A 23158-nucleotide genomic window follows, 5' to 3' on the forward strand; every position below is an offset into this window, starting at 1 on the left:
GCGACAGGGTGCGCCGGCAGCGGTGCCGGTCGCTCTTGCATCAAGTCTGGAGAAGCGCATTGCGACGTCTGATTCTGGTAGGCATGACGGTATGCGCGACGCTGCTGACGAGCGCCGTACCGGCCGAAACGGTGTTGCCCGCGACGACGTCGTGGATCGGCAATACGTTCGGCTATGGCGACGGCAGCTGGACGCAGATCGACATCCGCGCGATCGCGGTGACGCCTGAAGGCAAGGTGTATACGAATGCGCCATGGGACGAGAGCGGCGCCGAAGCGAGCGTCTACCAGGACGGAAAGATGCTCGGCTTCGCCGGCGGCACGCACGGCTGGGGCAACCTCGGCGGCAGCGCGATCGCCGTGAACAGCAAATATGCGTACGTCGCGATCGGTGTCGGCAACGAGCGCGGCCACCTGCAGTCGCCCGGCATCTGGCCGGACAAGGGCAAGCAGTGGTTCGGCATCTCGCGCCGCACGATCGGCGACATGAAGCAGCCGGCGCCGTTCCGCGCGGCGCCGCAGGTGGCTCCTGGCGGGCGTGCCGATGCCGGCCGCGCGCGGATGGCCGCGAGCTTCATGATGATGAACGAGGTGGCGGCGCCCGCGCGCTCGGAAACGGGCGAGCAGAAGGCGGAAGTCGGCGGCCTCGCGGCCGACGACAAGACGCTGTTCGCGACGAATCCGTCGCGCGACGCGGTGGACGTGTACGACGCGGAGACGATGCAGCAGAAGGGCACGTGGAGCGTGCACGAGCCGGGCCGCATCGCGCTCGCGGGCGACGGCACGTTGTGGCTGCTCACGGACACGATCAAGGGGCCCGCGCACCTCGCGCACGTGCGCGCCGACGGTCGCAAGCTCGACGACGCCCCCGCGCTGACGGAAGGCACCGACGCGGTGGACGTGGCAGTCGACGCGAAAGGGCGCGTGCTCGTCGCGGACAACGGGCCGCGCCAGCAGATCCTGATCTTCTCGAAAGGCGGCAAGGGTTATGCGCAGTCGGGCACGCTCGGCGAGCGCGGCGGCATCTTCGCGGGCCCGGTGCCGGGCCGGCCCGGGCCGCAGCGTTTCAACGGGCTGACAGGGGTCGGTGTCGACCGGGCGGGCAACATCTACGTGTCGATGAACGGCATCGGGCCGCGTCACGACACGATCGGTGCGGGGCTCGGCGCCGTGCTCGAAAGCTATACGCCTGACGGCAAGCTGCGCTGGCAGGTGCAGGGGCTGCTGTTCGTCGACGGCGCATGGCTCGACCCGGCGCGGCCGAACAGCGTGTACACGGGCAACAAGCGCTTCGAGCTCGACCTGTCGAAGCCGCCGGGCCAGGACTGGAAATACGTCGGCTTCCTGTCGAACCGCTTCAAGTATCCGGACGACCCCGTGTTCCATACGGACCAGTGGCCCGGCATGCCGATCGCGCGGCGCCTCGACGGCCGCACGTTCCTGTACCTGACGGACATGTACGCCGATCACCTGAAGATCTACCGCTTCGACGCGAAGCGCGACGGCGAAGTCGCGATTCCGTCGGGTCTGATCGCGGGCCGCGCGCGGCCGGTCGACAACGTGCCGAACAAGCCGCCGGGCGGCGACTGGCTGTGGCGCGACGCGAACGGCAACGGCCGGCTCGATGCCGACGAGTTCGAGATCAATACCACCGGCAAGGCGAAGGCGGGCGGCTGGGGCTGGTGGGTCGACACGAAGGGCGACATCTGGCGCACGAGCGACGTGCGCGGCGTCCACCGCTTCCAGTACGGCGGCGTCGACAAGACCGGCAACCCGATCTACTCGTACGACAAGGTCACGACTTATCCGATGCCGCAGCCGTTCACGCAGCTGCGCCGCTCGATCTACGACGCGCAAACGGACACGCTGTACGTGACCGGTTACACGGCCGATGCCCCGCCGCAGCCGGGCATCAACAAGGAAGTGGGCCGTGTGCTGGTCCGCTTCGACAAGTGGTCGACGGGCTCGCCGGTCGTGCGCTACCAGGTCGCGCTGCCGTGGCAGCTCGACGCGAAGCCGATCTTCGACCTGATCGGGATCACGGCCGAGGGCCGCTACCTCTTCGGGGTGGAGCCGGTCGGCAAGATCCACGTGTACGACAAGGAAACCGGCAAGGAAGTGGGCGTGATGAGCCCGGGCGCCGAGGTCGGCAAGGCATCCGGCTGGGTCGACGTGCCGTTCGGCATCAGCGCGTTCCGGCGCGAGAACGGCGAGTACCTCGTGTTCGTCGAGGAAGACGCGCGCGGCAAGGTGCTGATGTATCGCTGGAAACCGTGACGGACGACGTCACACAAGGCAGAAGCATGGACAAAGGCATACTCAAGAACGTTTCGATCAACTTCATCGGGCTGATCCTGCCGACCTTCGTGTCGCTGGTGACGGTGCCCGCGTACATCCACGCGCTCGGCGTCGAACGTTACGGTGTCGTCAGCCTCGTGTGGACGCTGATCGGCTATTTCGGGATCCTCGATCTCGGGATGAGCATGGCCGCGCAGAACCACATCTCGAAAGCGCTCGCGAGCGGCAACGACGACGAAAGCGCGCGCGTGTTCTGGAGCGCGTTCTGGCTGAACCTCGGCACCGGCATCGTGGGCGGGCTGCTGATCTATTTCGGCGCGTTCATCTACACCGCCTACTTCACGAAGGTGTCGGCGGCGATGCAGCACGAGGTGTATCTCGCGCTGCCGTGGCTCGCGCTCGCGATTCCGCTGGCGAACGTGTCGTGGGTGTTCGCCGGCGCGATCAACGGCGCCGAACGTTTCGGCGTGTTCAACACGAACCAGACGATCGGCACGTTCCTGTTCCAGCTGCTGCCGCTCGGCGCCGCGTGGTGGATCGCGCCGAACCTGCAGACGGTGCTCGCCGCGGCGGTCGTCGCGCGCCTGATCGCGGCGGTGATGCTCGGTCACGCCAGCATCAAGGTGCTCGGGATCCGGCGCATCGATCCGCCGCAGTGGGGCACCGCGAAAGGGCTGTTCAATTTCGGCGGCTGGATGCTGATCGCCAGCACGACGAGCATGATCGCCGACACGCTCGACCGCGTGATGCTCGGCGCCGGCATGGGCGCGAAGTTCGTCACTTACTACACGGTGCCGCAGAACCTCGTCACGCGCCTGAACATGCTGCCGAACGCGCTCGTGCGCACGCTGTTCCCGCGCCTGTCGGCGGTCGGCCGCGACCATGCGGACACGCTCGCGCGCCAGTCGCTCGAATTCCTGAACGGCGTGTTCACGCCGGTCGGCATCGTCGCGATCTTCGCGCTCGCGCCGTTCCTCACGCTGTGGGTCGGCGCGGATCTCGCCGCGCATTCGGCGCCGGTCGGCCGCGTGCTGGTGATCAGCGTGTGGCTCGTCGGCCAGGCGAGCGTCACGCGCATCCTGATCCAGTCGCAGGTCAATCCGTCCCGCGCGGCCTTTGCCGGGCTCGTCCAGATGCCGTTCTTCGTCGGCGGCCTGTGGTTCGGTATCCATCACTTCGGGCTGATCGGCGCGGCGGTGGTCGTCGCGGCGCGCGCGTTCGTCGACTACGGCGTGCTGCTGTACCTGTCGGCGATCCGGATGCGCGCGATCGTGCTCGACATGCTCGCGCACCTCGCGTTCCTGCTGGCGAGCCTGTTTCTGGCGCAGGCATGGCCGGGGCTCGTCGAGTCGATCGGCATGTGCGCGGTCGTGCTGCTGCTGAACGTCGCGTGGTCGCTCACGATGACGCCGGGGCTGCGCGCGCTCGTGCGCGACCTGTTTGTCCGTCTCAATGCGAGGAGAACCGCTTGACGTCTTCCGTTGCTTGAAAGCAGCGGATTCCCACAACTGGCGATGCACGTCCGCATCGGAGAATGTTCAGAGCAGCGTTGGTATCCCGATCATGCACGACACCGCAACCACTGCAGGCCCACTCTCTTATTCGCAGTCCCGCGATACCTTTCGGCCGCGTCGTGCTGTCTTTCGATCCGCACGACGAACAGGACTGGGTAGAACCGCTTTCGTCGACTTCCTCGAACGTGACCCCGTGCGCCATCGCCTTGTAACGGAGCTTGTTGCGGAAGGACGACCAGGATGCGTCGTAGACGCTCTTTGCCATTCTGGTCCTGGCGAGTTTGGCGGCGGACACGTTGCCGACCGCGATGTAGTCGAAGCGCCGCACCAGATCGAGCGCGAGCTTGTACTGGAAATCGGCGCGGGCATTTGCCACCTTGCCGTGCAGCTTCGCGATATGGCGCTTGTGCTTGCGTGCTCGTTGCGCTTTCGCCAGCTTTTCCGCCGCGCGTCGACCGAACCGGTCGTTGGGAAGCTTCTCACCGGTCGAAAGTGTGGCGAATTCTTTCAGACCGAGATCGATGCCGACACCGGAACGGATCGGGCGCGCGGGAACTTCGGGTACTTCGATCGCGACGTTCAGGAACCAGTTGCCGCGCGCATCCTGCGCGAAATTGGTTCCATCCTTGATCTTGCCTTCGGGAAGCGGGCGACTGTTGAACACACGGAACGTGTTGCCGGCGAAGCGAAATGCATCTCCTTCACGCTTCAGGTCACGCCCCTTCAGCGGCACCCAGCCGAGCGATTTCCTGCCGCGATAGCGCAGGTACGGGCGTCGGTGGTGGTCGCGCGACTTCGCGTATTGCTCACACGTTGCGTTGACCGTGCCGGAGTGAATGCCGAGCTCCTTGCTGCTGCCGGTTGTCAGTACGTTCAGGTCGAAGCCGGTCGGCCACCTCTTGCTCCACTTGAGCGCGTGCTTCTGCGTGTCGTTGCAGAAGTTCCAGACGTAGTTCACCGCTCGGCTCTGCTTGTTAAGCAGACCGCTGAGCGATTTCACCCGGTAGCGATAGACAAGAATCATGCCGGTCACTCTAACCTAGGAATGCCGTTTGTCGACGGCGCTCCTTTCTTCCCCGCCAACAATGGCAGGGCTTCTTGGAGCGACTGATGAATCGCGATCTGGCGGAACACGCCTTGTTGAATCTCGCCACGGCCGATGCCGCCGCGGCCGAAGCCGGCGATGTCGCCGCACTGCGCCGGCCCGTGCCGGGCGAGCGCGCCAGCGCGCGGCAACCGTCGCGCGCGCTGCGCGTGGCGATCGTCCACGACTGGCTCGTCACCTACGCGGGCGCCGAGCGCGTGCTCGAACAGATCGTCGCGTGTTTTCCCGACGCCGACCTGTTCAGCCTCGTCGACTTCCTCGACGACCGCGCGTTCGTGCGCGGCAAGCCGGTGACGACGTCGTTCATCCAGAAGCTGCCGTTCGCGCGCACCAAGTACCGCAGCTACCTGCCGCTGATGCCGCTCGCGATCGAGCAGCTCGACGTGTCGGAGTACGACCTGGTGATATCGAGCAGCCACGCGGTCGCGAAGGGCGTGCTGACGGGGCCGGACCAGATGCACATCAGCTACGTGCATTCGCCGATCCGCTATGCGTGGGACCTGCAGCACCAGTACCTGGAACAGTCGAACCTCACGCGCGGGCCGAAATCGCTGCTCGCGCGGATGATCCTGCACTACATCCGCAACTGGGATACGCGCACCGCGAACGCGGTGGACGGTTTCGTCGCGAACTCCGCGTTCATCGCGCGGCGCATCAGGAAGGTCTACCACCGCGACGCGGCGGTGATCTTCCCGCCGGTCGACGTCGACGCGTTTTCGCTGAACGCGGAGAAGGACGATTTCTACCTGACCGCGTCGCGGATGGTGCCTTACAAGAAGATCGACCTGATCGTCGAGGCGTTCTCGAAGACGCCCGAGCGCAAGCTCGTCGTGATCGGCGACGGCCCCGAGATGCAGAAGATCCGCGCGAAAGCCGGCCCGAACGTCGAGATCATGGGCTACCAGCCGTTCGCGGTGCTGCACGACCGGATGCGGCGCGCGAAGGCGTTCGTGTTCGCGGCCGAGGAGGATTTCGGGATCTCGGTCGTCGAGGCGCAGGCGTGCGGCACGCCCGTGATCGCGTACGGCAAGGGCGGTGCGCTCGAAACCGTGCTCGACCCGCAATCGAACCGGAATCCGACCGGGCTCTTCTTCGACGAACAGACGCCGCATGCGATCGTCGCGGCCGTCGACGATTTCGAGCGCGCACCGCAGCGCTTCACGCCGGACGCATGCCGTGCGAACGCGGAGCGGTTTTCCGCCGATACGTTCCGGCGGCGCTTTCTCGACTACGTGGAAACCGCGCTGCCCGGCTCGACCGCGCAGCGCGGTACGGCCGTCGCGCCGCTGCCGGCCGCGCGCGGCCCGGCGACGCTCGTGCTCGACCAGAGCGGCGTGCTTGGCGGCGCCGAGCTGTCGCTGCTCGAGATCATGAAGCACATGCGCGCGAACGCCGACGTGCTGCTGTTCGACGACGGCCCGTTCCGTGCGGCGCTCGACGAGATCGGCGCGCGTGTCGACGTGGTCGATCAGGGCGCGCTCGCGGGCGTGCGCAAGCAGGGCGGCGTGTCGGTCGGCGCGGTGAAGCAGCTCGTGCGGCTCGTGCGCGATGTGGCGCGGCGCGCGCGCCGCGCCGAGGTGATCTACGCGAACACGCAGCGCGCGATGGTGGTCGCCGCGCTGGCCGGGCGGCTCGCGCGCAAGCCGGTGGTGTGGCACCTGCGCGACATCGTCAGCACCGACCATTTCGGCAGCAAGCAGTTGCTGGCGATCAAGTACTGCGCGCGGTTCGGCGTCACGCGCGTGATCGCGAACTCCGACGCGTCCGCGCAGGCGTTCCGCGCGCTGACGGGCTTCACGCCGCAGCACGTCGACGTCGTGTTCAACGGCATTTCGGCCGAGCCGTTCGATGCGCTGGAAGGCGTCAGCCAGGCCGCGCTGCGCGCGCGGCTGGGGTTGCCCGAGCACGCATGGCTCGTCGGCTCGTTCAGCCGCCTCGCGCACTGGAAGGGGCAGCACGTGCTGCTGGAGGCCGCCGCGCGGCATCCCGACATGCACGTGGTGCTGGTCGGCGCGCCGCTGTTCGGCGAGGACGATTACGCGGCGCAGCTGCACGAATTCGTCGCCCGGCACGGGATGGGCGAGCGCGTGCATTTCCTCGGGTTCCAGCGCGACGTGGCCGCGTGCATGACGGCGGTCGACGTCGTCGCGCATACGTCGATCACGCCGGAGCCGTTCGGGCGCGTGATCGTCGAGGGGATGCTCGCGCGCCGGCCGGTCGTCGCGGCACGCGCGGGCGGCGTCGTCGAGATCATCGAGGACGGCGACAACGGGCTGCTCTGCGCGCCGGGCGATGCGGCCGCGCTGGCCGAGGCGCTGGATACGCTGAAGCGCGACGGTGCGCTGCGCGAGCGGCTCGTCGCGAGCGGGCGTGCGACGGCGGTGCGCCGGTTCGGCACCGAAACCTACGTGGAGCGGGTCGAGAAGATTCTCGCGGATACGGCGAAGGCCGCGAAGGCGAAAAGGCAGTAGCCGGCGCGAGCCGCCCCCCGGAACGAGCCCTCATGCGGCAATGCGCTGCGTGGGGGCTTTGCTTTTCAGCGCGGGGGCTGGTCGGGCGAGTGGCGGGCAGGTCGTTGCGTAGCGTGGCGGGCGCGTGCTTGCACGATCGCCGTTGGGGGGACGGCGGGCGATGCGAGACGGCAGTGGGATAGGGCGACGTGAGAAGGCGGTGCGAGAAGGCGGTGCGAGAAGGCAACGCGAGAAGGCAACGCGAGAAAGACGGTACCCAGGGCACCCCGCGCAGCGAAAGCCGGCCGAGGACGGCCCAGGCGGGTCGTGGCGCGGCCCGACGCCGGAGGCCTGCCCATCCGGTCAACCCGGCGTGCCGACGCGCTCAGCCCACGATAAAGCCCCCGCGCGGCGGGGTGCCGCGCGGGGGCTCGGGAACCCGGGCCGGCCGGATCAGGCGGCCCGTTCGGGCGCCGGCGCGACGACGCGGGCGGGGCGGGACGGCTTGAAGCTGGCCGACCACGTCATCGCGGGCCGTTCGAACATCCGGTAGAACAGGTACGCGACCGGGATCGCGGCGGCCATGAACGCGAACGACGGCCAGATCGACAACTGCAGTTCGGAATGGAACAGCACCGAGCCGAGGCAGACGAACAGCGGCAGGTGAATCAGGTACAGCGAATAGCTGAAGTCGCCGAACCAGCTCAGCACGCGCAACGGCGGCGTCGTGCGCGGCGGGCGGGCGAGCGCGCGGTACAGGAAGCACGCGAAGCCGGCCGACCAGAGCTGGAACGCGCCGTACTGGCCGAAATGGAACGCGCCGCAGCCGGCGGCCAGCAGCACGGCGGCCGCGCCGTACCATGCGCGCGACGGCACGGCGGCCGCGTCGCGCGGCGACTGTGCGCGCACGTCGGCGATCCACGCGCCGATCGTCCAGGACAGCCAGTACGACGTGAAGAACTGCAGGTCGTGCCGTTCGAGCAGCCACGCCGACGCGACGTTGACGAGCGCGACCGCGGCCACGACCGCCGGCATGCCGATGCGCCGGCGTACCGCGAACAGCAGCGGGTAGATCGCGTAGAACTGCACTTCGAGCGACAGCGTCCACAGCGCGCCGTTCGACCCGTACGTGTAGCCGGCGACGCCCTGCAGCGAGAACAGGTTCACGAGGAACGCGACGAGGCCGACGTCGCGGATCTTGTGGCTGACGGGCTCGATCTGCAGGCTGACCGAGTCGAGCGCGAGCGTGAACAGCAGCGCGGCGAGCAGCACCGGGTAGATGCGCGCGAACCGGCGCATCCAGAAGTTCGGCGCGTCGAGCCGGTACGCGGGGTCGGCCGCGAGCTTGAGCGCCGCGTTGCGGTGGATGCAGTAGCCGCTGATCACGAAGAAGATCGGCACGCCGGCAGAGCCCCACGCGAACGGAAAGGTCAGGTAGCCGGCGATCGCGCCCGGGGTGAGCGCATGGCCGTAAGCGTGATGGAAGCTCTGCATGCCGACCCAGACGACCTGCCGGCAGTGGAAATAGGCGACGAGCAGCGCCGCGAAACCGCGCATCGCGTCGATCACGTGTTCCTTGTGATCGGCGACGGGCGGCGCGGTCAGAGACGATCCGCTGAAAGCTTGCATGCGATTCGATTCCTTGCGACGGATTGACGGGAAGTTTCATCCAATCGTAATGCGCAAGAATTCGATCAATGAATAAAAAAATCTCACCGGGAAATATCGGTATTCCACATCATGGTTTTATCGCGTTCGGAAAGCGGTTCCGCGAGGCAGGTCAATTATTTACCGATTTTTTTCTGATAGTTTGAAGCTCCAGTTGATTGATGCAAGGAGCGGCAAGATGGACATGCATTGGATCGCGAGCGCTGCAGTACTGCTGGTCATGGCCGTGCTGTCGGCGTACCGCGAGGCGCTGAAGAACGAACCGATTCGCCCGGGGCTCGAACGGGGCGGCGTGCCCTATATCGAGGAATTCGAATCGTAAGAATTTGTATCTGGAAAATCGGTAATTTGTTTCTGCCTCGGCACTCGGTTCGGCAATATCGACCGGGTTGAAAGGATTATATTTTTTCCGGAATCATTGGGCAATCAGTTCATATCGATAATGAGCGGATTCGAATTGGCAGTACCGTCGATTCTCGATATGCCGTTCGGAACACAATCGCGCCGGGTCGCTGGTCGACGCGGCGCAGTCAACGCAATCAGGATGCGAACATGTTGAAAGTCACCAAGGCCGTGTTCCCCGTTGCCGGTCTCGGCACGCGGTTCCTCCCGGCAACGAAGGCGAGCCCGAAGGAAATGCTGCCCGTCGTCGACAAGCCGCTGATCCAGTACGCGGTCGAGGAAGCGATCAACGCCGGTATCACCGAGATGATCTTCGTCACCGGGCGCAGCAAGCGCGCGATCGAGGATCACTTCGACAAATCGTACGAGATCGAGGCCGAGCTCGAGGCGCGCGGCAAGGAAAAGCTGCTCGAGCTCGTGCGCGGCATCAAGCCGAGCCACGTCAACTGCTTCTACGTGCGCCAGCCGGAAGCGCTCGGCCTCGGCCACGCGGTGCTGTGCGCGGAGAAGCTGGTGCACGGCGAGCCGTTCGCGGTGATTCTCGCCGACGACCTGCTGCACGGCGAACAGCCGGTGCTGAAGCAGCTCGTCGACGTGTTCGACCACTATCACAGCTCGGTGATCGGGGTCGAGACGATCGCGCGCGACGACAGCCGTTCGTACGGCGTCGTCGAAGGCCGCGAATGGGAAGAGGACATCATCAAGCTGTCGGGCATCATCGAGAAGCCCGCGCCCGAGGATGCGCCGTCGAATCTCGGCGTGGTCGGCCGCTACGTGTTCATGCCGACGATTTTCGATCACCTGCGCAAGCTCAAGCCGGGCGCCGGCGGCGAGCTGCAACTGACCGACGCGGTCCAGTCGCTGCTCGCGAACGAGCAGGTGCTCGCGTATCGCTACTACGGCACGCGCTTCGACTGCGGCAGCAAGATCGGCTATCTCAAGGCCACCGTCGAGCTCGCGCTCCAGCATCCGGAAGTGAGCCGCGAATTCGAGGCCTACCTGCGTACCTGCTTGCCCGCGCTGGCTGCTGTCGCTTAAGCAGCCTCGCGCTCCGTTGTTTCAGGTGGTGGTTGTTCCGTTGGCCCCGGCCGCTCGCGCGCCGGGGCTTTTTTGCGTATACGGGCGAGCGGATGCGTGATTCTGGTGCGCACCGTCGAGGTGAGTGCGGTGACGGGTTTGCCGTGCGAGCGTTGCCGTGTGCGGAGCCGGACGCCCCGGCAAGCATGGGCGTCACGCCTGAAACCGGTGCCGCGACGGGTGACCGGGCGGCCTCTGTCGCGATTCGATTGCGCGCTGCACGTCGATGTTCGGTGCCGCAGCGGTGCTGCCGGTGCCGGTCGATGACGGGGCGCCACGCCACGCTGGCCGGGTGTCAGCTTCCGGGTGTGGCCCGAATCGCGGTTTTCCCGTTCGATCGTATCCGCATCCGTGCGGCGTTCAACGTGCCGACGTGCCCGGCTGTGCGACGAACCGCCGGGCCAGCATCGCGGCGACCGGCTTCTTGAAGTCGAGCAGCCGCTTTTCGAGGTAGCGCCAGGACAGGTGCGCGAGCAGCACGGCGAGCGCGAACTGCAGCATCTCGGGCAGCGTTTCGCGGACGATTTCCGGTATTGCCCCGTGCGCGAAGTGCGCGGGCAGCACGCCGAAGCGTGTCGGAATCAGGTTGTGGAACAGGTAGAAGCCGTAGCTGATCGTGCCGAGATAGACGAGCGGCGCCCAGTCGAGCAGCGCCACGACCGGATGCTCGGGTTCGCTGACGATCCACAGCAGCAGCGCGCCGAGCGACGCGGACAGGCCGAGATCCGCGAGCCCCGCGATCGCGTCGGGGAGTGCCGTGCATGCGGGCAGCACGAGGAAGAACACGACGCCAGCCGCGCCGAGCCAACCGGGCGGCACGCGGCGCACGGCGGCCGCGCCGCGTCCGGCGAGCGCCATCGCGCCGACGCCGCCGAGTGCGATCAGCGCGAAATTCCACGGGGAAAATGCGTAGATCAGCACCGGCGACGCGTCGCACAGGTAGAGCGCGAGATGCGCGAGCGCGCACAGCACGACGGCCGCGATGCCGAGCGCGACGTGTCGCGCGGCCGGTACCGCGAGCAGCGCGAGCGGCGCGATCAGATAGAACTGCTGTTCAACCGCGAGGCTCCAGAAGTGCGACGTGGAGCCCGGCCAGCCGTCCTTCACGACGCCGATCCAGTAATTCGACAGGAACACCGCGTGCCACGCGAGCCCGAGATTGACGCCGCGCTGGTAGAACAGCGCGTGCGCGATCGCGAGCGCGGCGAGCAGCAGGTAATAGACGGGAAAGATCCGCAGCGCGCGCTTCGCGAGGAACAGCGCGAGCGCATGGCGGCGCGTCATGGTGCCGCATTCGACCGCCTGGCGATTGCGATGCAGCTCGCCGACGATCAGGAATCCGCTGATGAGGAAAAACGTCCACACGCCAAGCTTGCCGACGTCGACGGCAAGGACGTGGCCTTTGTGGGACAGGAAAACGAGGATGACGGCGAGGGCTCGCAGGCCGTCGAGTCCTTTGACGTATCGGGCTTCGCGCATGGAGGCATCCGGGCATTGAGCGCGCCCAGTATAGGTGCGCAAATATCGAACGTAATTCGCGTTCGGATGCATACGTGAAGGCGTTTTCTGATGCTGGAGCGTCGACGAAATCGCCCGCATGCAAAAAAACCTGCGGGAAACCCCGCGAAAACGCACAAAAGTACTCCACGAAGCGTCACGGCGCTTGTAGAATCCGGCGTTGAAGCGCGCGCGTTGCACGCTTCGTGTATCCAACGACCACACCTGGTAGGAGAAACATGGCGACTTCCGCAAAAAAGGTGGCCAAGAAGGCTGCCGCACCCGCCACCAAGAAAGTGGCTGCCAAAAAGGCTGCGCCCGCGAAGAAAGTAGTGGCAAAGAAGGTTGTCGCGAAGGCGGCACCGGCCGCTCCGACGCCGCTGAAGGACAAGTTCACGAAGGCATCGCTCGCAACGCACATCGCTGAGCGCGCAGCTGTCGAAGTGAAGGCGGTCAAGGCAGTGCTCGTCGCACTCGAGAACGTCGTGCTCGGCTCGGTCCACAAGAAGGGCGCGGGCGAGTTCACGCTGCCGGGTCTGCTGAAGATCACGGCACAAGTCGTGCCGGCGAAGAAGAAGCGCTTCGGCAAGGATCCGTTCACGGGCGAAGAGCGTTGGTTCCCGGCGAAGCCGGCCAGCGTGCGCGTGAAGGCACGTGCGCTGAAGAAGCTGAAGGACGCGGCAGCGTAATGCCGCGCGGCGGCTACCGAATGCATTCGGCAGCCGTTGCGAAGTCCGACGATCCCCGTACGCGAAAGCGTGCGGGGATTTTTATTGCGCTGCGCAAAGCGCGCGGCCGCGAAGAAGTGCAGAAGTGCAGAAGCGAAATGGCGGAAAGGCCGGTTCGACGTGTGATGCACGCCGGACGACGAGTCGTGCATGCGCCATGACGAACGGCAATCCACTCACAGGGGCTCGCGCTCGCCGCGCCGGTTGCGCCTGTTGCGCACGCATCGCGAGACACGCGCATCGTGACTGAAACCATTCCCGACGAAATCGCGGCGCAGGTCGCCGCCGCATGCGACACCATCGAGCGGCATCTCGGCGCGACGCTGAACGCGATCCACCTGTTCGGCTCGGCGCTCGACGGCGGACTGAAACCGCGCAGCGACATCGACCTGCTGGCGACGGTGTCGGCCCGGCCCGACGAGCCGACGCGGCGTGCGCTGATGCTCGGCCTGCTCGCCGTGTCGGCGCCGCCCGGCTGCACAGGTGGCATGCGCGCACTGGAAGTGACCGTCGTCGCGCACGACGAAATCGTGCCGTGGCGTCATCCGGCGCGACGCGAACTGCAGTTCGGCGAGTGGCTGCGTCACGATCTCGAAGCCGGCATCGTCGAGCCGGCGCTCGTCGATCACGATCTGGCGATCCTGTTGACGAAGGTGCGGCAGCACAGCGTCGCGCTGGCCGGCCCGCCGGCTGCTGCGTTGCTCGAGCCGGTGCCTGAGGGGGATTTTGTGGCCGCGCTGCTGGCGACCGTCGCGCAGTGGCATGCCGAACCGAGTTGGCGCGGCGATGAGTGCAACGTGGTGCTCGCGCTCGCGCGCATCTGGTACAGCGCCGCGACCGGCAGGATCGCGCCCAAGGACGTCGCCGCGACATGGGCGCTGGAGCGTCTGCCGGCAACGTACCGTCCGGTTGTAGCGGCGGCGCGCGCCGCCTATCTCGGCGGCGAGGAAGCCACGGCGATCCTGTCGGGCGAACCCCTCGCCGCATTCATCGGCTACGCGCGGCGAACGGTCGAATCGATGCTGTCGACGTCGCAGCCGATGCCGCGAACGTAGCCGGCTTGCGGGCGGGGCCGACGAGGGCCATGGGCGTTTGCGACGCTGTCGCACGCGTTTGCAGTCGAACCGGACGCCTGCCCGGCGACCCGGCGCATCATTCGCACGCGCTTATGCGATGTGCATCGTCAGCCGGCCGTACCGGCAAAGGCGGCCTTCAGCACGGCGTCGTCGAGCTTGACCATCTGCATCATCGCGGCGGCCACGCGCGTGGCCTTGACGGTGTCGCGGTCGGACATCATCGGGATCAGCGCTTCCGGAACGATCTGCCACGAGACGCCGTAGCGGTCTCGCAGCCAGCCGCAGGCGTCGGCCGTGCCGCCGTTGTCGAGCAGGGCGTTCCAGTAGCGGTCGAGTTCCGCCTGGTCGGCGCAGCTGACCAGCAGCGAGATCGCGTGGTTGAACGTGTCGGTGCGCGGGTGGCTCATCGCGAAGAACGGCTGCCCGAACAGCTCGAACTCGACCATTCGCGTGCCGTCGGTGCCGGGCACCGCCGTGACGCGCACGATGCGCGAATCCGGAAAGATGCCTGCGTAGAAGGCCGCTGCTTCTTCGGCTTCCGTCGAATACCAGAGGAACGGCGTGATCTTCTGAATCGTCATGACGAATCTCCTGTCTGTATGGATTGGCCGGGGCGCAAATCGCGTGCCGGCCTCTGTACGACGGATGAAGGCCGTCGAAATCGACACGCCGGGGCGAACGGCCGTCGCTCCGGGGACGTGGCACCGACAGTGCGGATGGTAGTCGTCCGGCGCACCCGTGGCGAGCGAGCCTGGCATCAGGAAACCGCGTTTCCGGCGCATTGCGGCCGTCAGGCGCCGCTGCCGGCCGGGTGACGAGTGTCGGGTACCCGGACATCGGCCATCGGCCCGTGCAGGCCGTGCGGGCCAGCCGGCGACGGACGAAAAAAAAGCCAGCCGCGGCCGAAACCGGGGCTGGCTTTCCAGGTCGGCGGCAGGGCGTCGGAGACGCCATGCACGCCGGATACTTCGTTTTTAGAACTTGTGGCGCAGGCCGAGTGCGACCAGCTCTTGCGAGCTCTTGCCGGCGATACCGTACGAGCCGATCGACGCTTGCGCATCGGTGCCGTCCGCATTCTTGCCGCTTGCGTGTTGATACGCACCAACCAGGTAGATGTCCGTGCGCTTCGACAGCGAGTAATCGGCGCCCAGCGAAACCTGATGGTACTTGCCGTTGTTGTCGCCGTTGCCCTTCGTGTAGATGTAGCCGAGGCCGAGCAGCAGCGGTGCCGATGCCTGATACGTGACGAACGCGCGACCCGTGTTGTACTTCTGGTTCGTGCCGAACGCCGAGTTGCCGTCCGCCTTGTATTGCGCGTTGCTGTAACCGGCGCCGACCGTCACCGGGCCGAATGCGTACTGGCCGGCCACTTGCGCGATGCCGATCGACGTCGACGACGTGAACGCGTTGTTGATGAAGGTTGTGCCCGAATCGCCGTCGAAGATCGCGTCCGACGAGCCGGCCCAGCCGCTACGCGTGCCGCTGGCGCTGAGTGCCGATGCGTTGTTTGCGTGGAAGTAGCCGGCAGCCAGGCCGAGCGGGCCGTTGTTGTACGCTGCTGCTGCTGCCCACGTCTGACCCTTGCCGGTCGAACCTGCAACACCGCCGAATGCGTACATCGCTTCGACTTGCAGGCCTGCCCAGACCGGCGACGTGTACTTCACTGCGTTGCTGACGCGCAGGCTGTTGTCGTTGTTGTCGACGTCGCCCGGCGTGGCGAACACGCTGCCGAAGTAGTTGTCTGCCGTGACTGCCTGGACCAGGTCGACGAGCGGGTCATATTGGCGGCCCAGCGTGACCGTACCGTACTGGTCGCTCTGCAGGCCGACGAATGCCTGGCGGCCGAACATGCGGCCACCCTGGCCCAGTGCGCCCGATGCCGAGTTGAAGCCGTTTTCCAACTGGAAGATCGCCTTCAGGCCGCCACCGAGGTCCTCGGAACCCTTCAGGCCGAAACGGCTGCCTTGCAGGTTGCCGCTACCCATCGACCACGAATTGTTGCCTTGACCTGCGTTACCGTGAACATAGGTGATCGACGTGTCGATCACGCCGTACAGCGTCACGCTCGACTGTGCCTGAGCAGCGCCGGCGGCGCCCAGCAGCGCGAGCGAGAGGGTCGAGAGAGCAAGTTTCTTCATCGTTGAGTTTCTCCACGCAAGTGATTCATCGTTATTTGTTGCGGATTGGAGAATAGCTCAGTGCCATAGACGCAAGAAAGCCTAAAAAATAAAGTGTCTCGAAAAGGTAACAGCGCGAAAAAGTCCATATATATCAAGCACATCAACGACTGTTCCCATTTTTGAAATAGTTGACATTTGCTGCGGCGCGATTGTTTCAAAAGTCGACGCACATTGCGGCCGGCAGCCTGTTTTGGCCTGTTGGCGGGCAGAAATGGATGCTTGCAAACGTTTGCGGTTGCGGCAACGAAGCCGGGGCATGCAAAGGACGTATCAACGTCGCGCGAATGCGCGGCGGACTGGGGTGGTTGCAGGAAGGCAGACGGGTGTGCTGGGGCGCGCCGCGACGTTGCTAACAGCGTGAATCAGTCGTCGCGCATGCGATCGACGGGCCGGTCGGCTTGAGCGGACGCGGCCGGTGCGGTACCGGCGAGACGATGCGCGTTGCCGCGGGCCGCCGCGAATTCCGCGCCGAGCAGCAGCACGATCGCGGAGAAGTACAGCCACATCAGCAGGACCGCGAACGATCCGGCCGCGCCGAATGCACTGGCGGTGCCCGCGTGCGCGAGGTACAGCGCGAACAGTTTCTTGCCGCCCGAGAACAGGATCGCGGACACGATGCCGCCGATCGCGGCGTCGCGCCACGCGACGCGCGCATCGGGCAGGAACTTCATCAGCGATGCGAACGCGGCCGCGAGCACGGCGATGCCGACGAAGAACTGCACGAGGTTCGTGACGACCACGTACGGCGAATTGCCCAGCAGCCAGGTGCCGACGAACGTGATCGCGGTGTCGAGCACGAGCGACACGATCAGCAGGAACGCGACGCCGAGCACGAGCCCGAACGAGATCAGCCGCACGCGCACGAGCCCGAGCATGCTCGACCAGCGGTTCTCGGTGGCCGGCCAGATCACGCTGAGCGCGGCGCTGAGCGACGCGAAGGTGGCCGACGCGCCGATGGCCAGCGCGGCGAACGAGATCAGGGTTGCGAGGCCGCCGCGCTCGCCCGCGCGGTGCGCGTTCTGCACGATCGTCTGGATGCTGGCCGCCGCGTCGTCGCCGATCAGCTGGTGCGCCTGTTCGAATACCTGGCCGCGCGCGGCGTCGTCGCCGTAGAACCAGCCGGCCACGGCAATCACCATCACGAGCATCGGCGCGAGCGAGAACGCGGAGAAGAATGCAATGCCCGCGGCCATCGCGGAGCAACGGTCGGCCGAGAAGCGCTTGAACGCCGTGAGGGCCCAGTTGGCCTGTTGTTGCGCGAGACGGGTGGCTTCGGAGGTGATCTGTCGTTTCATGACGGTTCGGTGGCGCGCGGAACGCGGGTCATCGTTGGTAATCAGACAATTCAGTATTGATCCGAAGATTCGAACATAGTTGCGCGAACTGTCTATAATTCCTTTCAGTTTCCTCACCCCCACAATAACGCCGAGACCAGCCATGCTCCAAATGTCCCGGCGCCAGTTCCTGAAGGTGACGGCTACGTCGCTTGCCGGATCGAGTCTAGCCCTGATGGGCTTCTCTCCGTCCGAAGCGCTCGCCGAAGTCCGACAGTACAAGCTGGCGCGCACCGTCGAAACGCGCAACACCTGTCCATACTGTTCAGTGGGTTGCGGCATCCTGATGTACAGCCTCGGAGACGGCGCGAAGAACGCGCAGCCGAGCATCATCCACATCGAAGGCGATCCCGACCATCCCGTCAATCGCGGCACGCTGTGCCCGAAGGGCGCGAGCCTGATCGACTTCATCCACAGCCCGAACCGCCTGACGCACCCCGAGTATCGCGCGCCCGGCTCGGACAAGTGGGAACCGATCTCGTGGAACGACGCGCTCGACCGGATCGCGAAGCTGATGAAGGCCGACCGCGACGCGAACTTCGTCGAGACGGCGGAGGACGGTGCGAAGGTCAACCGCTGGCTGACGACCGGCATGCTGGCCGCGTCGGCGGGCAGCAACGAGGTCGGCTACCTGACGCACAAGACGGTCCGCAGTCTCGGGATGCTCGCATTCGACAATCAGGCGCGTGTCTGACATGGCCCGACGGTGGCAGGTCTTGCCCCGACGTTTGGCCGTGGAGCGATGACGAACCATTGGGTCGACATCAAGAACGCGGACGTGATTCTCGTGATGGGCGGCAATGCAGCCGAGGCCCATCCATGCGGTTTCAAGTGGGTAACGGAGGCGAAGGCGCACCGCAAGGCGCGGCTGATCGTCGTCGACCCGCGCTTTACGCGTACGGCCTCGGTGGCCGACTACTACGCGCCGATCCGCACCGGCACCGACATCGTCTTCCTGGGCGGTGTGATCAACTATCTGCTGACGAACGACAAGATCCAGCATGAGTACGTGAAGAACTACACGGACTTCTCGTTCATCGTGCGCGAGGATTTCGCGTTCAACGACGGCATCTATTCCGGCTACGACGCCGAGAAACACGCATACCCGGACAAATCGAGCTGGGACTACGAGCGCGGCGACGACGGCTTCGTGAAGGTCGACCCGACGCTGCAGCACCCGCGTTGCGTGTACAACCTGCTGAAGCAGCATTACGCGCGCTATACGCAGGACATGGTCCAGCAGGTCTGCGGCACGCCGAAGGAGAAGTTCCTGAAGGTGTGCGAGATGCTCGCGACCACCGCCGTTCCCGGCCGCGCCGGCACGGTGCTGTACGCGCTCGGCTGGACGCACCACTCGATCGGCGCGCAGATCATCCGCACCGGCGCGATGGTGCAGCTGCTGCTCGGCAACATCGGCATCGCCGGCGGCGGGATGAACGCGCTGCGCGGCCACTCGAACATCCAGGGGTTGACCGACCTCGGGCTGATGTCGAACCTGCTGCCGGGCTACATGACGCTGCCGATGCAGGCCGAGCAGGATTTCGACGGCTACATCAAGAAGCGCGTGCAGCAGCCGCTGCGGCCGAACCAGTTGAGCTACTGGAAGAACTACAAGGCCTTCCACGTCAGCTTCATGAAGTCCTGGTGGGGCGACGCGGCGACCGCCGAGAACAACTGGGCCTACGACTACCTGCCGAAGCTGGACAAGCAGTACGACCTGCTGCAGGCGATCGAGCTGATGAATGCCGGCAAGATGAACGGCTACATCTGCCAGGGCTTCAACCCGCTCGCGGCGGCGCCGTCGAAGGTGAAGACGGCGGCAGGGCTCGCGAAGCTCAAGTGGCTCGTGATCATGGATCCGCTCGCGACCGAGACGTCCGAGTTCTGGAAGCATCACGGCGACTACAACGACGTCGACGCGTCGAAGATCCAGACCGAGGTGTTCCGCCTGCCCACCACGTGTTTTGCGGAGGAAAACGGTTCGCTCGTGAGTTCGAGCCGCGTGCTGCAATGGCACTGGAAGGGCGCGGAGCCGCCGGGCGAAGCGCGTAGCGACCTCGAGATCATGTCGGGGCTGTTCCTGCGCATGCGCAAGATGTACCAGACGGACGGCGGCAAGTATCCGGACCCGATCGTCAACCTGACCTGGCCGTACGCGAACCCGGAAAGCCCGACGCCCGAAGAGCTCGCGATGGAGTTCAACGGCCGTGCGCTCGCCGATCTGCCCGATCCGAAGGATCCGGCCAAGACGCTCGTGAAGAAGGGCGAGCAGCTGGCCGCGTTCGCGCAACTGAAGGACGACGGGACGACCGCGAGCGGCTGCTGGATCTTCTGCGGAGCCTGGACGCAGGCCGGCAACCAGATGGGCCGGCGCGACAACTCCGATCCGACCGGCATCGGCCAGACGCTGAACTGGGCGTGGGCCTGGCCGGCGAACCGGCGGATCCTGTACAACCGCGCATCGTGCGACGTGAGCGGCAAGCCGTTCGACCCGACCCGCAAGCTGATCGGCTGGAACGGCAGCGCGTGGAAGGGCGCCGACATCCCCGATTTCAAGGCGGACGAACCACCCGAAAACGGGATGGGGCCGTTCATCATGAATCCGGAAGGTGTCGCGCGCTTCTTCGCGCGTGCGGGGATGAACGAAGGCCCGTTCCCCGAGCACTACGAGCCGTTCGAAACGCCGATCGGCACGAACCCGCTGCACCCGAACAACCCGCTGGCGCTGAACAACCCGGCCGCCCGCGTGTTCCCGGACGATCGGGCGTCGTTCGGCCAGGCACCGGAGTTCCCGCACGCGGCGACCACGTACCGGCTGACCGAGCATTTCCACTACTGGACCAAGCATGCGCGGCTGAACGCGATCATCCAGCCCGAGCAATTCGTCGAGATCGGCGAAGACCTCGCGAAGGAAGTCGGCGTCGCGCATGGCGAACGCGTGAAGGTGTCGTCCAAGCGCGGCTACATCATCGCGGTCGCTCTCGTCACGAAGCGGATCAAGCCGCTGATGGTCGACGGCAAGAAGGTCCAGACGGTCGGTGTCCCGTTGCACTGGGGCTTCAAGGGTCTGACGAAGCCCGGCTATCTCGCGAATACCCTGACTCCGTCCGTGGGCGACGGCAACTCCTATACACCGGAATTCAAGTCGTTCCTGGTGAAGGTCGAAAAGGCGTAAGGGGAAAGAGATGGCATTGCAATCGCTGGATATCAAGCGCGTCTCGGCCACCACGACGCCACCGCCCACGGTGCGCGAACCGGTGACCGGGAGCGTCGCGAAGCTGATCGACGTATCGAAGTGCATCGGCTGCAAGGCATGCCAGACGGCATGCATGGAGTGGAACGACCTGCGCGACGAAGTCGGCACCAACGTCGGCGTGTACGACAACCCGGCCGATCTCTCCGAGCACTCGTGGACGGTGATGCGGTTCGCCGAATACGAGAACCCGGCGGGCGACCTCGAGTGGCTGATCCGCAAGGACGGCTGCATGCACTGCGAGGACCCGGGCTGCCTGAAGGCGTGCCCGTCGCCGGGCGCGATCGTGCAGTACAACAACGGGATCGTCGATTTCCACGAGGAGAACTGCATCGGTTGCGGCTATTGCGTGACCGGCTGCCCGTTCAACGTTCCGCGGATCTCGAAGAAGGATCATCGCGCGTACAAGTGCACGCTCTGTTCCGATCGCGTCGCGGTCGGCCAGGAACCGGCCTGCGTGAAGACCTGCCCGACGGGCGCGATCGTGTTCGGCACCAAGGAGGACATGAAGCAGCACGCGGCCGAGCGGATCGAGGACCTGAAGGAGCGCGGCTTCGAGCATGCGGGGCTGTACGACCCGCAGGGCGTCGGCGGCACGCACGTGATGTACGTGCTGCACCATGCCGATAAACCGTCGCTGTACCACGGGCTGCCCGACAACCCGTCGATCAGCCCGATGGTGAAGCTGTGGAAGGGCATCGCGAAACCGCTCGCGGTGGCCGGCATCGCGCTGACCGCGCTCGCCGGGTTCTTCCACTACGTCCGGGTCGGTCCGAACGAGGTGAGCGACGAGGAAGAATCGGCCGCGCGCGACGAGGCGCGACGCATCAAGGAGGACGCGAAATGAACCACGACGACCCCAACCTGATCGTCCGCTACACGCCGAACGAGCGCACGAACCACTGGATCACCGCGATCACGTTCGTGCTGCTCGCGTTGTCCGGGCTCGCGCTGTTTCATCCGTCGATGTTCTGGCTGACCGCGCTGTTCGGCGGCGGCCAGTGGACGCGGATCCTGCATCCGTTCGTCGGCCTCGTGATGTTCGTGTCGTTCGCGATCCTGGTCGTGCGCTTCTGGCACCACAACGCGCTCGATGCGGACGACCGCCAATGGCTGAAGCAGATCGGCGACGTGCTGACCAACCAGGAAGACAAGCTGCCGCCCGTCGGGCGCTATAACGCCGGGCAGAAGCTGCTATTCTTCACGCTGGTGGCGTGCCTGTTGCTGCTCCTGCTGTCGGGAGTCGTGATCTGGCGGCGTTACTTCTCGTTCTACTTCCCGATCGGGGTGATCCGCGCGGCCGCTGTCGTGCATGCCGTGGCGGCCTTCGTGCTGATCGCGAGCATCATCGTGCACATTTACGCGGCGTTGTGGGTGAAGGGCTCGATCGGCGCGATGGTGCGCGGCACCGTCACGTTGGGCTGGGCTCGCAAGCATCACCCGAAGTGGTTCCGTGAAAGCGTGAAATAACGCACCGGAGCGGGGCGGCTCGCCAGTTGCGGCGGGCCGTTCCGCCAACCGCCGGAGCCGCCCGAAAGCGCCGATGCGTCGGCGCTTGTTTATTTGGAAGACATTTTTGTGACACAACGCATCCTCGAACCGACCGAGATCTCGACACTCGATCATTCGGCCATCCCGCGCTTTCGCCTGCCGGAGCGCGCCACCGCGTTTTCGGCGCGCGCCGCGCGGCTGCGCAAGCTGGCCGACCTGAACCCGATCAGCGGCTATCTGCGGCTGATGGCCACCGTCGCCGATGCGCAGCACGCGACGCTGCAGACGCTGGAACTGCCGCTGCCGTCGAAGGAAGCGATCGCGCTTGCACAGCAGCATTCGATGCCGCTCATACCGGCGCTCGACGGCGAGCGCAACCCGCAATGGCGTGCCGTGCTGTACGAACTGCTCGACCGCGTCGAAGGCGCCGGGCTCGTCAACCCGCAGCTCGCGAAGCTGCTCGACCGGCTGCGCCTGATGGCGCCCGCCGAACTCGACGCGCAGGCCGACGCGATCCTCGCGCTGCGCTTCGCCGAAGTCGACCCGGCCACCGCGCCGTTCCTGATGGCCGCGCTGCAGGTCGTCTGGACGGATCTCGCAAGCTGCGTTGCGCCGGCCGACGTCCCGTATCTCGACCAGCCGGGGCTGTGCCCCGTGTGCGGCACGCACCCGGTCGCGAGCGTCGTGCGGGTCGGCGGGCAGTACCAGGGCTACCGTTTCCTGCAGTGCGGGCTGTGCACGACCGAGTGGCACATGGTGCGCACGAAGTGCTCGCACTGCGATTCGACGAAAGGCATCGCGTATCACGGGATCGAGGGCGGCAGCGAAGCCGTCAAGGCCGAATCGTGCGACGAGTGCAAGACCTATCGCAAGATCGGTTATCAGGACAAGGACTACGAGTTCGAGCCGCTGGCGGACGATCTCGCGAGCCTTACGCTCGACCTGCTGATGAACGAGGCCGGTTACCAGCGCAGTTCGCCGAACCCGCTGCTGTGGCCGGACGTCGCGCGGGAAGCGGATTGACGACATCGGCCGGGGCGGCGCGCGAGCGCCGGCGCCGGCCGACTGCGAAGCATGAGACTGGAG

The 23158-nt window shown here is 65.9% G+C and carries 17 protein-coding genes; 11 read left to right on the plus strand and 6 right to left on the minus strand.

Annotation, left to right across the window (positions count from 1 at the left end):
• Positions 1-83 precede the first annotated feature (83 nt).
• A complete protein-coding gene (locus tag ABIC51_RS17600; protein WP_502916216.1) occupies positions 84-2276 on the plus strand; it encodes an NHL repeat-containing protein in 2193 nt (730 codons plus the stop codon).
• 26 nt (positions 2277-2302) lie between these two features.
• Positions 2303-3769: a flippase gene (locus ABIC51_RS17605; protein WP_048022060.1), complete on the plus strand. Its 1467-nt coding sequence runs from the start codon at positions 2303-2305 to the stop codon at positions 3767-3769.
• Here ABIC51_RS17605 and ABIC51_RS17610 read toward each other — a convergent pair.
• Positions 3747-4835: an RNA-guided endonuclease InsQ/TnpB family protein gene (locus tag ABIC51_RS17610; protein WP_060173232.1), complete on the minus strand. Its 1089-nt coding sequence runs from the start codon at positions 4833-4835 to the stop codon at positions 3747-3749. The two genes, ABIC51_RS17605 and ABIC51_RS17610, sit on opposite strands and share 23 nt — an antisense overlap.
• Before the next feature lie 86 nt (positions 4836-4921).
• On the opposite strand from ABIC51_RS17610, the gene ABIC51_RS17615 reads away from it, so the two are divergent.
• Entirely contained in the window at positions 4922-7387 is a 2466-nt protein-coding gene (locus ABIC51_RS17615; protein WP_060357590.1) for a glycosyltransferase family 4 protein, read from the plus strand.
• A 432-nt stretch (positions 7388-7819) separates the two neighbouring features.
• On the opposite strand, the gene ABIC51_RS17620 is transcribed toward ABIC51_RS17615, so the two are convergent.
• On the minus strand, positions 7820-8995 hold the full coding sequence (locus ABIC51_RS17620; RefSeq protein ID WP_059694032.1) for an acyltransferase family protein: 1176 nt from the start codon (positions 8993-8995) through the stop codon (positions 7820-7822).
• 217 nt (positions 8996-9212) lie between these two features.
• Here ABIC51_RS17620 and ABIC51_RS17625 point away from each other — a divergent pair, with 217 nt between their 5' ends.
• Positions 9213-9356, plus strand: a complete 144-nt coding sequence (locus ABIC51_RS17625; protein WP_006479318.1) for a hypothetical protein — start codon at positions 9213-9215, stop codon at positions 9354-9356.
• A gap of 230 nt (positions 9357-9586) precedes the next feature.
• Positions 9587-10474 (plus strand): UTP--glucose-1-phosphate uridylyltransferase GalU, encoded by an 888-nt coding sequence (gene galU, locus ABIC51_RS17630; RefSeq protein WP_021162860.1) that lies wholly within the window; start codon positions 9587-9589, stop codon positions 10472-10474.
• A 399-nt stretch (positions 10475-10873) separates the two neighbouring features.
• Here the strand turns inward: galU and ABIC51_RS17635 are convergent, their stop codons facing one another.
• Positions 10874-11992, minus strand: coding sequence for an acyltransferase family protein (locus ABIC51_RS17635; RefSeq protein WP_059484268.1), 1119 nt, complete (start codon positions 11990-11992; stop codon positions 10874-10876).
• A gap of 257 nt (positions 11993-12249) precedes the next feature.
• Here ABIC51_RS17635 and ABIC51_RS17640 point away from each other — a divergent pair, with 257 nt between their 5' ends.
• Together ABIC51_RS17640 and ABIC51_RS17645 are read left to right on the plus strand one after the other, a co-directional pair.
• Complete coding sequence (locus ABIC51_RS17640) at positions 12250-12699, plus strand: HU family DNA-binding protein (RefSeq protein ID WP_011355701.1); 450 nt, start codon at positions 12250-12252, stop codon at positions 12697-12699.
• Between the two features lie 281 nt (positions 12700-12980).
• Positions 12981-13793 carry an AadA family aminoglycoside 3''-O-nucleotidyltransferase gene (locus ABIC51_RS17645; protein WP_027791160.1) on the plus strand — a complete coding sequence of 271 codons (813 nt, stop codon included), beginning with the start codon at positions 12981-12983 and terminating at the stop codon, positions 13791-13793.
• Between the two features lie 128 nt (positions 13794-13921).
• Here ABIC51_RS17645 and ABIC51_RS17650 read toward each other — a convergent pair whose 3' ends face one another.
• From ABIC51_RS17650 to ABIC51_RS17660, 3 genes are all read right to left on the minus strand, one after another.
• A complete protein-coding gene (locus ABIC51_RS17650; RefSeq protein WP_027791161.1) occupies positions 13922-14395 on the minus strand; it encodes a VOC family protein in 474 nt (157 codons plus the stop codon).
• Between the two features lie 393 nt (positions 14396-14788).
• The gene (locus tag ABIC51_RS17655; RefSeq protein ID WP_027791162.1) at positions 14789-15952 is read right to left on the minus strand and encodes a porin; all 1164 of its coding nucleotides are present in this window, start codon (positions 15950-15952) and stop codon (positions 14789-14791) included.
• 404 nt (positions 15953-16356) lie between these two features.
• A complete protein-coding gene (locus ABIC51_RS17660) occupies positions 16357-17289 on the minus strand; it encodes a YihY/virulence factor BrkB family protein (RefSeq protein WP_027791163.1) in 933 nt (310 codons plus the stop codon).
• A 142-nt stretch (positions 17290-17431) separates the two neighbouring features.
• Here ABIC51_RS17660 and fdnG point away from each other — a divergent pair, with 142 nt between their 5' ends.
• The 4 genes from fdnG to fdhE all read left to right on the plus strand — a co-directional run bounded on the left by fdnG (position 17432) and on the right by fdhE (position 23095).
• Entirely contained in the window at positions 17432-20503 is a 3072-nt protein-coding gene (gene fdnG / locus ABIC51_RS17665) for a formate dehydrogenase-N subunit alpha (protein WP_081078936.1), read from the plus strand.
• Positions 20504-20513: 10 nt separating this feature from the next.
• Positions 20514-21428, plus strand: a complete 915-nt coding sequence (fdxH, locus tag ABIC51_RS17670; protein WP_060286045.1) for a formate dehydrogenase subunit beta — start codon at positions 20514-20516, stop codon at positions 21426-21428.
• Entirely contained in the window at positions 21425-22051 is a 627-nt protein-coding gene (locus ABIC51_RS17675; protein WP_021162866.1) for a formate dehydrogenase subunit gamma, read from the plus strand. The genes fdxH and ABIC51_RS17675 overlap by 4 nt, the downstream gene beginning before the upstream one ends.
• Positions 22052-22159: 108 nt before the next feature.
• On the plus strand, positions 22160-23095 hold the full coding sequence (fdhE, locus tag ABIC51_RS17680) for a formate dehydrogenase accessory protein FdhE (RefSeq protein ID WP_027791167.1): 936 nt from the start codon (positions 22160-22162) through the stop codon (positions 23093-23095).
• Positions 23096-23158: the final 63 nt, after the last annotated feature.

Source organism: Burkholderia sp. 572, from assembly GCF_040545135.1.
Lineage (GTDB): Bacteria > Pseudomonadota > Gammaproteobacteria > Burkholderiales > Burkholderiaceae > Burkholderia > Burkholderia cepacia.